The sequence below is a fragment of the Sulfitobacter albidus genome (assembly GCF_018200035.1).
Classification (GTDB): domain Bacteria; phylum Pseudomonadota; class Alphaproteobacteria; order Rhodobacterales; family Rhodobacteraceae; genus Sulfitobacter; species Sulfitobacter albidus.
The window spans coordinates 2,173,139-2,185,278 of record NZ_CP073581.1; the positions used below are offsets into that span (position 1 = coordinate 2,173,139).

General features: G+C 65.4%; 13 protein-coding genes and 1 riboswitch. Of the genes, 2 read left to right on the plus strand and 11 right to left on the minus strand.

What is annotated here, in order from left to right; all coding sequences use genetic code 11:
- Nucleotides 1-5 precede the first annotated feature (5 nt).
- Nucleotides 6-54: riboswitch (SAM-SAH riboswitch) on the minus strand.
- A 40-nt stretch (nt 55-94) separates the two neighbouring features.
- The 7 genes from lnt to miaB all read right to left on the minus strand — a co-directional run bounded on the left by lnt (nt 95) and on the right by miaB (nt 6,726).
- Entirely contained in the window at nt 95-1,579 is a 1,485-nt protein-coding gene (lnt, locus tag KDD17_RS10495; RefSeq protein WP_212703614.1) for an apolipoprotein N-acyltransferase, read from the minus strand.
- Nucleotides 1,576-2,487, minus strand: coding sequence for a hemolysin family protein (locus KDD17_RS10500; protein ID WP_212703615.1), 912 nt, complete (start codon nt 2,485-2,487; stop codon nt 1,576-1,578). Before KDD17_RS10500 ends, lnt begins: the two co-directional genes overlap by 4 nt.
- Before the next feature lie 30 nt (nt 2,488-2,517).
- Nucleotides 2,518-3,045, minus strand: a complete 528-nt coding sequence (gene ybeY / locus KDD17_RS10505; RefSeq protein ID WP_212703616.1) for an rRNA maturation RNase YbeY — start codon at nt 3,043-3,045, stop codon at nt 2,518-2,520.
- A gap of 107 nt (nt 3,046-3,152) precedes the next feature.
- Nucleotides 3,153-4,175, minus strand: a complete 1,023-nt coding sequence (locus tag KDD17_RS10510) for a PhoH family protein (RefSeq protein ID WP_212703617.1) — start codon at nt 4,173-4,175, stop codon at nt 3,153-3,155.
- Nucleotides 4,176-4,311: 136 nt separating this feature from the next.
- Entirely contained in the window at nt 4,312-4,632 is a 321-nt protein-coding gene (locus KDD17_RS10515) for a hypothetical protein (RefSeq protein ID WP_212703618.1), read from the minus strand.
- Between the two features lie 10 nt (nt 4,633-4,642).
- On the minus strand, nt 4,643-5,194 hold the full coding sequence (locus KDD17_RS10520) for an OmpA family protein (RefSeq protein ID WP_212706212.1): 552 nt from the start codon (nt 5,192-5,194) through the stop codon (nt 4,643-4,645).
- A 206-nt stretch (nt 5,195-5,400) separates the two neighbouring features.
- Complete coding sequence (gene miaB / locus KDD17_RS10525; protein WP_212703619.1) at nt 5,401-6,726, minus strand: tRNA (N6-isopentenyl adenosine(37)-C2)-methylthiotransferase MiaB; 1,326 nt, start codon at nt 6,724-6,726, stop codon at nt 5,401-5,403.
- A 120-nt stretch (nt 6,727-6,846) separates the two neighbouring features.
- Here miaB and KDD17_RS10530 point away from each other — a divergent pair, with 120 nt between their 5' ends.
- The gene (locus tag KDD17_RS10530; RefSeq protein WP_212703620.1) at nt 6,847-7,716 is read left to right on the plus strand and encodes a hypothetical protein; all 870 of its coding nucleotides are present in this window, start codon (nt 6,847-6,849) and stop codon (nt 7,714-7,716) included.
- 14 nt (nt 7,717-7,730) lie between these two features.
- On the opposite strand, the gene KDD17_RS10535 is transcribed toward KDD17_RS10530, so the two are convergent.
- A complete protein-coding gene (locus KDD17_RS10535) occupies nt 7,731-8,072 on the minus strand; it encodes a hypothetical protein (RefSeq protein ID WP_212703621.1) in 342 nt (113 codons plus the stop codon).
- A gap of 127 nt (nt 8,073-8,199) precedes the next feature.
- Here KDD17_RS10535 and KDD17_RS10540 point away from each other — a divergent pair, with 127 nt between their 5' ends.
- Nucleotides 8,200-9,312 (plus strand): THUMP domain-containing class I SAM-dependent RNA methyltransferase, encoded by a 1,113-nt coding sequence (locus KDD17_RS10540; RefSeq protein WP_212703622.1) that lies wholly within the window; start codon nt 8,200-8,202, stop codon nt 9,310-9,312.
- Here KDD17_RS10540 and KDD17_RS10545 read toward each other — a convergent pair.
- The 3 genes from KDD17_RS10545 to fabB all read right to left on the minus strand — a co-directional run bounded on the left by KDD17_RS10545 (nt 9,309) and on the right by fabB (nt 12,107).
- Nucleotides 9,309-10,013, minus strand: coding sequence for an RDD family protein (locus KDD17_RS10545; protein WP_212703623.1), 705 nt, complete (start codon nt 10,011-10,013; stop codon nt 9,309-9,311). The two genes, KDD17_RS10540 and KDD17_RS10545, sit on opposite strands and share 4 nt — an antisense overlap.
- 61 nt (nt 10,014-10,074) lie before the next feature.
- Nucleotides 10,075-10,866 carry an enoyl-ACP reductase FabI gene (locus KDD17_RS10550; RefSeq protein ID WP_212703624.1) on the minus strand — a complete coding sequence of 264 codons (792 nt, stop codon included), beginning with the start codon at nt 10,864-10,866 and terminating at the stop codon, nt 10,075-10,077.
- An 11-nt stretch (nt 10,867-10,877) separates the two neighbouring features.
- Nucleotides 10,878-12,107 (minus strand): beta-ketoacyl-ACP synthase I, encoded by a 1,230-nt coding sequence (gene fabB / locus KDD17_RS10555; RefSeq protein WP_212703625.1) that lies wholly within the window; start codon nt 12,105-12,107, stop codon nt 10,878-10,880.
- Nucleotides 12,108-12,140: the final 33 nt, after the last annotated feature.

Consider the following 12,140-nt stretch of genomic DNA (forward strand, 5'->3'; position numbering starts at 1 on the left):
GGGAACGCTCCAATAAAAACCTAGCGCCACGTCAGGAAGCCGTTGTGGCGCGCATCCATCCGCGAATAGGCCGCAGGGGTCTGGGGGTCAATCGCTATTTGGGGCGGCGCAACGTACGGCGCCGTTGCGCCGCAGCGCCAATGAGCCCTGCAAGCAGCAGCACCGCCAGCGGCAAATCGCCCGTGCGCGCGTAGGGCGTGGGCGCGCGCGGTGCGGGCAGACCGGCATCCAGATACCCCGCAACGTTCAGCTTCAGGCTGTCGCGCAGGCGGCCCCAAGGGTCGATCATCGCAGAGATGCCGGTATTGGCCGCACGGATCACCGGCAGCCCCTGTTCGATTGCGCGCATCCGGGCCTGTGCGAGATGCTGTTGCGGCCCCGCAAACGTGCCGAACCACGCGTCATTAGTGGCATGCAGGATATAGTCGGCGCGCGTTGGCGCGTTCAGGTCATGGGCAAAGACGGCCTCGTAACAGATCAGCGGCAGCGCGCGGCCGAGCGGCCCCAGATCCAACGTGCGCGGCCCCGGCCCCGCCGAAAAGCCTGCGCCGTGCTGCGGCGCCATGGCCGTGACGCCAAAGCGGGCCATGAAATCGCCAAGGGGGATGTATTCACCAAACGGCACAAGATGGTGCTTGTCGTAGGTCTGGGTGATCTGTCCGTCCCCGTCGAGCGCGATCAGCGCGTTAAAGTACCTTTCCCCGTCAGCACGCTGCACGCCGAGGATTACGGGCGTGCCATTGGCCGCGACGGCGATTTCGGACAGTGCCGCGCCCGCGCGGTCCAGCCGCCAGGGGATCGCCGTCTCTGGCCAGAGAATCGCGTCGGGCTGCGGGCCGGTGGTGGGGGCGGCGGTGAATTCCAACTGGCGGTCAAAGAACATCGGGATCATCGCGGGATCCCATTTCAGATGCTGCGGCGCGTTGGGTTGCACGATGCGCCAGGTCTGATCGGTCATCGGCGCGGGCGGCACCTGCGGCGGGATCCACAGGAGCGCGGCGGCCCCGATGGCCAGCAACACACGGGGCAGCGGATGCGCGCCGCTGCGTGCCACGGCGACGGCCACGGCCACCAGCCAGAGCGTGAGCGCATAGGGCCCCCAAAGCGCCAGCGACTGGCCCGCGAGGCTGTCAACGGTGGCCTGCGCCAGCGTGCCCCAGGGAAAGCCGGTGAAGATATAGGCGCGGATCAACTCGACCGTGGGCAGCGTCAGGATCAGCGGCCAGGCCTGCGGCGACAGCCGCCGCGCCGTCCAGAAGGCCAGCGCCCAGAACGCGCCGCCGCCCAGCGCCATAAGGACGACGGCAAAGGGCGCCATCCAGCCGTGGCGCGCGACATCGACCAGAAAGGGCGAGACGATCCAGTGCAACGTCAGCGCGAAATAGCCAAACCCGAAGGCCCAGCCATAGAGCAGTGCCGCCTTGGGGCTGCGCGCGGCGGCGAAGTACCAGATCGCTCCGGCCAGCCCGATCATCATGGCGATGGGCAGGCCAAAGGGCGCCTGCCCCAGGGCCGTCACCGCGCCAAGGCCGGCCGCAACGCCAAGCGCACGCGCCCAGGCCGCGCGGGCCGACGTCATCCGCCGGCGGCGCCGTTCACGCGCACGCGCAACCGTTTGATCCGGCGCGGATCGGCTTCGAGCACTTCAAACTCCGGCCCGTCGGGATGCACAACGACTTCGCCGCGCGCGGGCACCGTGCCGGACAACATGAAGACCAGACCGCCCAGCGTGTCGATCTCTTCCTCATCGACCGTGTCGTGATCGGTGAGGGACTGGCCGATCTCTTCCTCGAAATCGCGCAGCGGGGTCTTGGCGAATGCCAGATATTGGCCGGGCTTTTCCTCGGTCCAGAGTTGGTCTTCCTCGACGTCGTGCTCATCCTCGATCTGGCCGACGACCTGTTCGATCAGATCCTCGATGGTGACCAGCCCGTCGACGCCACCGTATTCATCGATCACCAGCGCCATGTGGCGGCGTTCGGCCTGCATCTTGGTCAGCAGCACGCCGATGGTCATCGACGGCGGTACGTAAACCAGCGGGCGCACCATATCGGCAAGGTTGAAATTGCGCGGCTTCCCGTTGAAGCCGTGGGTGAGCGCCAGATCCTTCAGGTGCGCCATGCCGACGGGGGTATCCAGCGTCCCCTCATAGACCGGCAAGCGGGTCATGCCGCTGTCCTTGAACACGGCGACAAGCTCATCCATGTCGGCGGTTACAGGTACGGCGGTGATATCGGCCTTGGGCACCATCACGTCATCCACGCGCATGCGGCGCAGGTTGCCCATGCCGGTGGCGGCGCGGTCAGGGGTGGCGTGTACCATTTCAACGCTGCCGGGCGTTTCGGCGGGGCTGAGCGCGCCGATCACGCGGCTGAAAAAGCCTGCCTTGCTGGTTTCATCCGCATCCGGCGCCGAAGCATCGGTGTCGGGAGTGGTCTGGGGCCGCGCGCCATGCGCTGCGCCAGAAGAGCCGTCTGTGTCGCCCATTGGGTCCTGTCTTTGATCAATGCGCGTCCCCTAGAGGGGCGCGCGTGCGGTATGCTCGCCATTATATGGGTCATCAAGGCCAAGATTGCCAAGAATTTCGACCTCAAGCCCCTGCATCAGGGCGGCATCGGCATCCGTGATGTGGTCAAAACCCAACAGGTGCAGGGTGCCGTGCACGATGAGATGGGTCAGATGGGCCTTGACGGGAAGGCCCGATTCGCGGGCCTCGCGCACGCAGGTGTCGTGGCTGAGCGCGATATCGCCCAGCTCGATCATGCCATCAAAGCCCTGCTCGGGCGGCGGCGGCGCCTGCCCCGGCGCGGGCGGCGCGAGCGGCTGCGCGGGCCAGCTGAGCACATTCGTCGGCGTTGGCTTGCCGCGGAAATCGGCGTTGAGCGTGGCGATACGCGCATCGTCGCAGGCCAGCAGCGAAACCTCGCACCTGTCAAGGTCCAGATCGAGATGGCGCAGGGTGGCGGCGACCGCGCGGGGCGCCAGCGCGTCCAGATCGCAACCGGCCCACGCGGGGCATTCGATGAGAAGGTCGAGGGTGTTCATGGAGCTTTTCAATTGCGGGCGGCGTGCCGGAGGATAGGACAGGATTCAGGTATTTGGAAAAGGGTGCAGAGGGGAGGCGCGCCCGTGCGAATCAGGCGCGCCTGTGGTCAGCGGTCGCTGCCGGGGGTGCTGCGGGCGGCTTCTTCCTCATAGGCCTCGATGATGGCGGCGACGAGGGGATGGCGCACGACATCCTTGGAGGTGAAGTAGTTGAAGCTGATCTTGGGGATGTGTTTGAGCAGCCGTTCCGCATCGGCGAGGCCCGAGGCCTGACCGCGTGGCAGGTCGATCTGGGTGCGGTCGCCGGTGATGACCATGCGCGAGCCTTCGCCGAGCCGGGTGAGAAACATCTTCATCTGCATGGTGGTGGCGTTCTGCGCCTCGTCCAGTACCACGAAGGCGTTGGAGAGCGTTCGGCCGCGCATGAAGGCCAGCGGGGCGATTTCGATCGTCTTCTCCTCGCGCAGTTTTGCGAGTTGCTTGCCCGGCAGGAAGTCGTTGAGCGCGTCGTAGAGCGGCTGCATGTAGGGATCGACCTTTTCGTCCTGGGTGCCGGGCAGAAAGCCGAGTTTTTCACCGGCCTCGACGGCGGGGCGGGACAGGATGATCTTGTCGACCTTGCCTGCGATGAACATGCTGACACCGACGGCCACGGCGAGGTAGGTCTTGCCCGTGCCCGCGGGGCCGATGCCAAAGGCCATTTCGTGATCGAAGAGCGCTTGCACGTAGGCCTTCTGCGCCTGTGTGCGCGGTTCGACCCGTTTCTTGCGGGTCTGGATCTCGACATCGCCGCCGATGGGCATTTCGATCTGGTCACCGCTGCGCACGCCGGTGCCCGCGTCGGAGTTGCCCATGCGCAAGATCATATCCACATCCGCAGGCTCGACCCCGCGCCCCCCTTCGAGACGGGCGTAGAGCGCGTTGAGGATCGCCGCCCCGCGTTCGGTCGCGGCGGGATCCCCGTGCAGCGTCAGCTGGTTGCCGCGCCGGATGATCTGGATTTCGAGCGCCTTCTCGATCGCGACGAGATTCTGATCGTAGGGACCGCACAGGTCGATCAAAAGGCGGTTGTCGGGCAGGTCGAGCACCTGTGGGGCGGCGGTGTCGGTTACGGTATCGGATGCGGGCAAGGGCGGCTCCTGTAGTTGCGCGCGGAAGGGGATCAGATAGGCGTAGGAAGCGCCGGGGACCAGTGGCCACAGGCAAAAAGGGCCGCGGTGCGTCGCACCCCGGCCCTTTTGTCGCGTATTGTTGCAGGCGCGGCGATCAGATCGGATCCCCGATGATCCGGGTGGATCCTTTCTTGAAATCACCCACGGTCTGTGTGGGCGGTGCGACGCCGGAGCACACCGGCTTGCCGTATTTGTCGAGACGGGCGGAAAGATAGCCCTCGACCCCGTCGTCGATAATCCAGTGATCGCAGCCGTTCGGATCGACCCAGATCCCCGCCTCAAGCTGGCTGAGGTGCTTGCGGTCGATGCCCCGGTCGACGGTCTTGTCCGGGCCGTTCTTGGTGAATTGCGCATCCTCACAGGCGGCGAGCGCGGTGATCGCGACGAGTGCGAGGCCGATTTTCAGAGTATTCATGTCAGGCCCTTCAGCGGATGCAGATGATTTCGACGCGGCGGTTTTTGGCCTGCCCCGATGCGGTTTGGTTCGAAGCAGCGGGCTGACGCTCGCCGTAGCCACGCACGTCGGCGATGCGCACGCCAGACGCCTGTGCCACCTTGGCGACCGAATTGGCGCGGTTCAGCGACAGGCGCATGTTGTAGGCGTCAGAGGCACGGCTGTCGGTGTGGCCGGTGATGATGAAGCTTGTCGCCTGCGCCTTGGTGAAGAAGTCGCGCAGACGGGCCTGACCGTGCTTGGAGATGCGTGCGGAGTTGGTGGCAAAGAACTGGTCGCTTTGCATCACGCCGCAGACGTTGCCCCGGCGGCAGACCGGAATGCCCTGACGGTTGGTGTGCGGGGTCATGTAGCCCTCGACACCGTCGTCCATGACCCAGTGTTCGCACCCGTCGGGATCGACCCAGATCGTTGGAATGTACTGACCGCCGTCACGGTCCTGCTGAGATCTCGTTTGTGCGTCCACCGCCGTGCCCTGCAACGCAAGGGCCGCCACCAGCGCGACGGACGCCGCGGCACGCATGGCTTTGAAAAGTGTGTTTGCCACAGCTCTTTTCCTTATCTTGTTCCCCCGGAGGCGCCGATACCCGGCAGCGGGCCTTTTGGCGCGACTCCACCTCGTCAGCGTAGGCAGAAAACGCCCCGCTGGGAAGGGAATATTCGCAGATGTAGTGGGGTTTTAGCCCTTGGCCGCTAGAGAAAGCGCCAATTTTGCACAATTGACCCGGATCACGCGCCGGTGCGTAGCCGTGCGCCAAGCGAATTGGTCACCGCTTCGGTGATGGTGACGGGCACCAGATCACCGATTTGCGCCGTGCAGTCGTTGATATGCACCGCGTGCAGGTATTCGGATTTGCCGACCATCTGCCCCGGCTCGCGCCCGACCTTTTCGACAAGCACGTGCAGATCGCGGCCCACCATCTCTTGCTGGATTTCGCGCTGCTGGCGGGTGATGAGCGTCTGCAGGCGTTGCAGGCGTTCGTCGGCCTCGGCGCTGTCGACCTGCGCACGCTCCGCCGCCGGGGTGCCGGGGCGGGTGGAATATTTGAAGCTGTAGGCGTAGCCGTAGCGGACCTGCGCCACCAGATCGAGGGTCGCCTGGAAATCCGCCTCGGTCTCTTCGGGAAAGCCCACGATGAAATCGCCCGACATCATGATGTCGGGGCGGGCCTCGCGGATCCGCTCGATCAGCCGCAGGTAGCTTTCGGCGGTGTGGCTGCGGTTCATTCGCTTGAGGATGCGGTCGCTGCCCGATTGGACCGGCAGGTGCAGATAGGGCATCAGCGCGGGCGTGTCGGCGTGGGCCGCGATCAGATCGTCGGTCATGTCGTTGGGGTGCGAGGTGGTGTAGCGGATGCGCGCCAGCCCGTCGATCTGCGCCAGTTCCCGGATCAATTGCGCGAGGGTCATGCCGCCGTGGTAGGCGTTGACGTTCTGGCCCAGCAGCGTGACCTCGCGCACGCCACGCGCGACCAGCTCCTGCGCCTCGGTCAGCACGCGGTCGGCGGGGCGGGAGACTTCGGCGCCACGGGTATAGGGCACGACGCAGAAGGCGCAGAACTTGTCACAGCCTTCCTGCACGGTCAGGAACGCGGCGGGCGCGCGTTTGGCCTGCGTGCCACGGCCCTTGAGGTGGGCGAATTTATCCTCTTCAGGGAAATCGGTGTCGAGCGCGGTGTGGCCCGCGCGCACCCGCGCCTCCATCTGCGGCAGGCGGTGATAGCTTTGCGGGCCGACGACCAGATCGACGGCGGGCTGACGGCGCATGATCTCTTCGCCCTCGGCCTGCGCCACGCAGCCCGCCACACCGATCTTGAGATCGGGCTTGTCGGCCTTGAGCTTCTTCATCCGGCCCAGTTCGGAATAGACCTTTTCGGCGGCCTTCTCGCGGATGTGGCAGGTGTTGAGCAGGATCATATCCGCATCTTCCGCACGCTCGGTCGTGACGTAGCCCTCAAGGCTCTCGGCCATGCGTTCGCTGTCGTAGACGTTCATCTGGCAGCCATACGTCTTGATAAAGAGCTTCTTTGGCGCGTCGGTGGGGGTCCGGGACATGGGAAAGGTTCCGCTGGAAGTGGTTTTCGGGGTCAGCCGCGACCTAGCAGCGCTACGGCGATCTTGCAATGCACGCCGAATTAACCGATTCTGCGGCAAAGCAGCCCGATGCAGGATCCCATGCAGTACGCAGACCTCGATACATTCATTGCCCGGCACAAGGGGGCCAGCCTGCGCGGCCCTATCGCCATCGTGCTGATCGAGGATGACGTGGAGGTCGACACGACCCTGCGGCACCACATGCAATCGGGGTTCAGACACGTCATCGCCCTGATGCCGCAAAGCTTTACCCTGCCCCGCGATTTGCAGGAAACGGTGCACCGCATCGACTATGACTGCACCGCCGAAGGGGCGACCGAACGGGCGGTCAATGCCCTTATCGCGATCGCGCCGGGGCAGTGGATCTATTACTGCTACAACGCCGAATACCTGTTCTTTCCCTTCTGCGAGACGCGCAGTGTCGGCGAAATGCTGGCCTTTCACACCGAAGAACGGCGTGACGCGATGCTGACCTATATCATTGATCTTTACGCCGACGATCTGGGGCAATACCCGCTGGCGGTCTCGCTGGATGCCGCGCATCTGGACCGTTCGGGGTACTACGCGCTCGCCCGCCCCGATCCCGCCAATGAGGGGCACCCCAAAGAACGGCAGCTTGATTTCTTCGGCGGGTTGCGCTGGCGGTTCGAGGAACACGTGCCCCCCGCCCGCCGCAAGATCGACCGCATCGCGATTTTCCGCGCTAAGCCCGGGTTGGAACTGCGCGAGGATCACACGTTTAACGACGAAGAATACAATACCTACGCCTGCCCGTGGCACCACAATATCACCGCGACGGTCTGTTCGTTCCGCACGGCCAAGGCGCTGAAGCTGAATTCAGGCAGCCGGTACGAGATCGACACGTTCACGTGGCACAACTCGGCCCCGTTTGAATGGCATTCCCGGCAATTGCTGGATCTGGGGCTGATGGAGCCGGGGCAGTGGTTTTAGGATAGACCGCTGAACTAGCCGCCGGTGCCGCGGTTCACCTTGACCTTGCTGGGCGGCAGGCTGCTGCGTGCGGGCGCGCCACCGGTTTCGGTCAGGCCCAGTTGCTCAAGCGCCTGCGCCTCGTCACTGCCCGGCGCGTAGCCAAGATCGTCGATGGCGGCCCTGGCCGGATCGCCCTGCCTTGCCGGATCGGCGGGGGTGCCCATGGCCTTTGCCACCAGCTCTGTCACGATGCCATCGACGGCGGCACGCACTTGCGGGTCGGTGCGGATCAGCGCAGCCAGGCCGATCATCATCGCGAACGCCAGTACGCGGCCCACGATGCGGGCCTTTCGCGCGCGGGATCGGCGGCTCATCAGGCGTTCTTCGCGGTATGTTTCTGCAAAGCTCATGTGCGGTAGTGTGCCGGATAATCGGGGCCAATTTAGGGCGCGCGGCAAAAAACCGCTCGCGCCTGCGGCGGGGCGCGGCTACCTGTGCGGGATGGAGACATCGTTTGAGATCTTTCTGGCCTGCGCGCCGGGGCTGGAGGACATGCTGTGCGCCGAAGCGCTGGCAGCGGGGTTCGCGGATGTCACCGCCCTCCCCGGCGGCGTGACGGTGACCGGCGGCTGGCCCGAGGTCTGGCGCGCCAATCTGCAACTGCGCGGCGCAACCCGCGTGCTGGCGCGCATCGGCGGGTTCATGGCGTTTCACCTTGCGCAGTTGGACAAACGCAGCCGCAAGTTCCCCTTTGGCGAGATCCTGCGCCGCGATGTGCCGCTGCGCGTGCAGGTCACGACCAAAGCCTCGAAAATCTACCACGCCAAGGCCGCGCAGCAGCGGGTCGAGACGGCGCTGACCGACACCCACGGGCTGACGCTGGATGCGGAGGCGGCCCTGACGCTCAAGGTGCGCATCGACGACAATGCCGTGACCTTCAGCCTCGATACCTCGGGGGAGAGCCTGCACAAGCGCGGGCACAAGCTGGCCGTGGGCAAGGCGCCCATGCGCGAGACGCTTGCGGCGCTTATGCTGGCGCGCGCGGGGTTTAACGGCCATGCGCCGCTGGTCGATCCGATGTGCGGCTCGGGCACCTTCCCGATCGAGGCGGCAGAGATCGCGGCGGGGCTGTGGCCCGGTCGCTCGCGCAGCTTTGCGTTCGAGGATCTGGCAAGCTTTGACGCGGGCGCCTATGCGGCGATGAAAGCCGGGATGCCCGCCGCCCCCGACGGGCCGGTGCGGTTTTACGGGTCCGACCGGGATGCAGGCGCGGTGCGGATGAGCCAGCAGAATGCCGAGCGCGCGGGCGTGGCGGGGATGACGGCGTTTGCGATGGCGCCCGCGTCCGACCTTGTGGCGCCCGACGGGCCGCCCGGGCTGGTCATGGTCAACCCGCCCTATGGCGCGCGCATCGGCAACAAGAAACCGCTCTACGCGCTCTACGGATCGCTGGGCGAGACGCTCAAGGCGCGGTTCACGGGCTGGCGCGTGGCGATGGTGACGTCCGATCCCGGACTGGCCAAAACCGCCGGGCTGCCCTTTGGCCCGCAGGGCCCGGCGATTGCGCACGGCGGGTTGAAAGTCTGGCTGTGGCAGACGCCGCCGCTGCGCTAGCGCGCGCTCACCACCCGGAACCCCGTCGCGCGGTCGTAGGGCATCGCACCACGCCAGCGCAGCAAAGGCCAGACGTAGAGCCACACGAACGCCAAGAGCACGATGACCCCGCCTCCGACGTAGACCCAGATCTGCGCCATGGGCGGCAGGTCGGCCAAGCTGTCGGGCGGCAGGACGCTCAGAACGGTCGATCCGATGCCCAAAAGCACGAATGGCCCAAGCCGCCGCACCTCCCGGCACATCGCACATCCCTGACCCGTGATCCTCAGCCCGGTAAGCCGTTTTCCCGGCGTGCGACCCCGTCGGGCAAGCAACAGCGCACTGGCAAGCATCAGCACAAGCGGATTGAGAGCGCTTTGCGGGGTGAGGATCGTCGTGGGGCTGTCGCTTCCGTCGAGTGCTACGGTGATTGAGCGCTGGCTGGAGGTCGTGACGGCCCCGTCTTGGGAGATCCGCCGATCAAAGATGATTGTCAGCGTGCGCCCGTTGTAGAGGCCCCAAGACCTATTCGTGCACAGCGACGCTGCATCCGGCGGTGATGGCGCAACCAGATCGGCGAGTTCCTGCGAAATGGATTTGACGGGCAGGCATTGCGTGTACGAGACCCCGCCAGACAGGCGCAAACGCGTCTCGTCCGGGCGCAGAAACGGGAGCAGCAGCAGCGTCGTCAACAAGCTGACGAGCAATGCGTCAACGCCCACGGCAATCAGGCGTCGCCAGAAAAAGCGCGGTTGCGGCGGGGTCGGAACCTGCGACGTGCCGTTACAGATTTTCGGCCTGCGGCATGCCCAGCACATGATAGCCGCCGTCGACGTGGATGATCTCTCCGGTGGTGCAGGCGCCGGCGTCCGAGGCGAGGTAGACCGCCGTGCCGCCCACCGCCTCAAGCGTCGCGTTGGCGCGCAGGGGTGCGTTCTGGTTGGTGTGCTTGTAGGTCTTGCGCGCGCCGCCGATGGCCGCACCGGCGAGCGTTTTCATAGGGCCGGGCGAGATTGCGTTCACGCGGATGCCCTCGGGGCCCAGATCATTGGCCAGATAGCGTGTGGCGCTCTCAAGGGCGGCCTTTGCCACGCCCATCACGTTGTAATTCGGCACGACCTTGTTGGAGCCCTGATAGGTCAGCGTCAGCAGCGTGCCGCCATTTGCGACCATCATCGGATGCGCGCGCCGCGCGACCTCGATAAAGCTGTAGGCAGAGATGTCCATCGAATGCTTGAAATTCGCGCGCGAGGTATTCAGGAACCGGCCCGTCAGTTCGGATTTGTCGGAAAACGCGATGGCGTGCACGACGAAATCGAGCGTCTCCCACCGCGCGCCAAGCGCCGCAAACGCGGCGTCCAGCGAGGCGTCGTCTGTGACGTCCACGTCCACCATGAAATCCGACCCGACGCTTTCGGCCAGCGGCTTGAGACGGGTGCCAAAGGCCTCGCCCTGATAGGTAAAGGCCAGCTCCGCCCCCTGCCCGGCCATCGCTTTGGCGATGCCCCACGCGATCGAACGTTCGTTGGCGACGCCCATGATAAGCCCGCGCTTGCCCTGCAACATCCCGGTCATCCTCGTGATCCTTACGCTTTGTATTTCGACAGGATCATGGATCCGTTTGTACCGCCGAACCCGAATGAGTTCGTCATCACCGAGTCCAGCCCGGCGTCCTCGACCAGCGTGGTCGCGATTTCCGCCGGGTCCAGCCGCTCGTCGAGGGTTTCGACGTTGATCGAGGGGGCGATGAAATCATCCTCCAGCATCAGCAGGCAAAAGATCGCCTCGAGCGCGCCGGCCGCACCCTGCGCGTGGCCGGTCATGGATTTGGTCGAGCTGACGGGCGGTGTGGACCCTTGGCCGAACACGCGACGCACGGCCTCGATCTCGCCCACGTCGCCGACGGGGGTCGAGGTGCCGTGGGCGTTGATGTAGCTCACAGAGCGGTCTTCGGGCAGGGTTTCGAGCGCGAGGCGCATCGCGCGCTCGCCGCCCTCACCCGAGGGGGCGACCATGTCGTGCCCGTCAGAGGTCGCGGCGTAGCCGGTGACCTCGGCGTAGATCTTTGCGCCACGGGCCAGCGCGTGTTCGAGATCTTCGAGCACGACCATGCCGCCACCGCCGGAGATCACGAATCCGTCGCGGTCCTGATCGAACGCGCGGCTCGCCCGGTCGGGGGTGTCGTTGTATTTCGACGACATCGCGCCCATCGCGTCGAACAGGCACGAAAGCGTCCAGTCCAGCTCTTCGCCGCCACCCGCGAACATAACGTCCTGTTTGCCCAGCATGATCTGCTCTGCCGCGTTGCCGATGCAGTGCAGCGAGGTCGAACAGGCCGAGGTGATGGAATAGTTGATACCCTTGATCTTGTAGGCGGTGGACAGGTTCGCGCTGACGGTGGACGACATGCACTTGGGCACCGCAAAGGGGCCGATGCGTTTGGTCGCCCCGGTCTTTTCAACCGTATCATGCGCGGCCTTCATGGCAGAGGTGGACGGCCCGCCCGAGCCTGCGACAAGCCCGGTGCGCGGGTTACTCACCGTGTCCTCGCCCAGCCCTGCGTCGGCAATCGCCTGCTCCATCGCCAGAAAGGCGTAAGCCGCGCCCGGCCCCATGAAGCGCAGTGTGCGCTTGTCGATATGCGCGGCCACGTCGATCTTGAGCGTGCCCGCGATCTGGCTGCGAAAGCCGTGCTCGGCCATGGCGGGGGCGGCTTCGATCCCGCTGGTGCCTGCTTTGAGGGCGGCGCGCACCTCATCGGCATTGTTCCCGATCGATGAGACGATGCCCAATCCGGTGACTACGACACGGCGCATACCAACACTCCCTTTGGTTGTTGACCCTACTTA

Bases quoted from the DNA above. Each gene is read 5' to 3' on its own strand.
- KDD17_RS10535 (WP_212703621.1), bottom strand. From the start codon at position 8,072: ATGAGCCGCCGATCCCGCGCGCGAAAGGCCCGCATCGTGGGCCGCGTA.
- fabB (WP_212703625.1), bottom strand. From the start codon at position 12,107: ATGCGCCGTGTCGTAGTCACCGGATTGGGCATCGTCTCATCGATCGGG.
- KDD17_RS10515 (WP_212703618.1), bottom strand. From the start codon at position 4,632: ATGAATACTCTGAAAATCGGCCTCGCACTCGTCGCGATCACCGCGCTC.
- lnt (WP_212703614.1), bottom strand. From the start codon at position 1,579: ATGACGTCGGCCCGCGCGGCCTGGGCGCGTGCGCTTGGCGTTGCGGCC.
- KDD17_RS10540 (WP_212703622.1), top strand. From the start codon at position 8,200: ATGGAGACATCGTTTGAGATCTTTCTGGCCTGCGCGCCGGGGCTGGAG.
- KDD17_RS10520 (WP_212706212.1), bottom strand. From the start codon at position 5,194: ATGCGTGCCGCGGCGTCCGTCGCGCTGGTGGCGGCCCTTGCGTTGCAG.
- KDD17_RS10500 (WP_212703615.1), bottom strand. From the start codon at position 2,487: ATGGGCGACACAGACGGCTCTTCTGGCGCAGCGCATGGCGCGCGGCCC.
- KDD17_RS10530 (WP_212703620.1), top strand. From the start codon at position 6,847: ATGCAGTACGCAGACCTCGATACATTCATTGCCCGGCACAAGGGGGCC.
- miaB (WP_212703619.1), bottom strand. From the start codon at position 6,726: ATGTCCCGGACCCCCACCGACGCGCCAAAGAAGCTCTTTATCAAGACG.
- ybeY (WP_212703616.1), bottom strand. From the start codon at position 3,045: ATGAACACCCTCGACCTTCTCATCGAATGCCCCGCGTGGGCCGGTTGC.
- KDD17_RS10550 (WP_212703624.1), bottom strand. From the start codon at position 10,866: ATGACCGGGATGTTGCAGGGCAAGCGCGGGCTTATCATGGGCGTCGCC.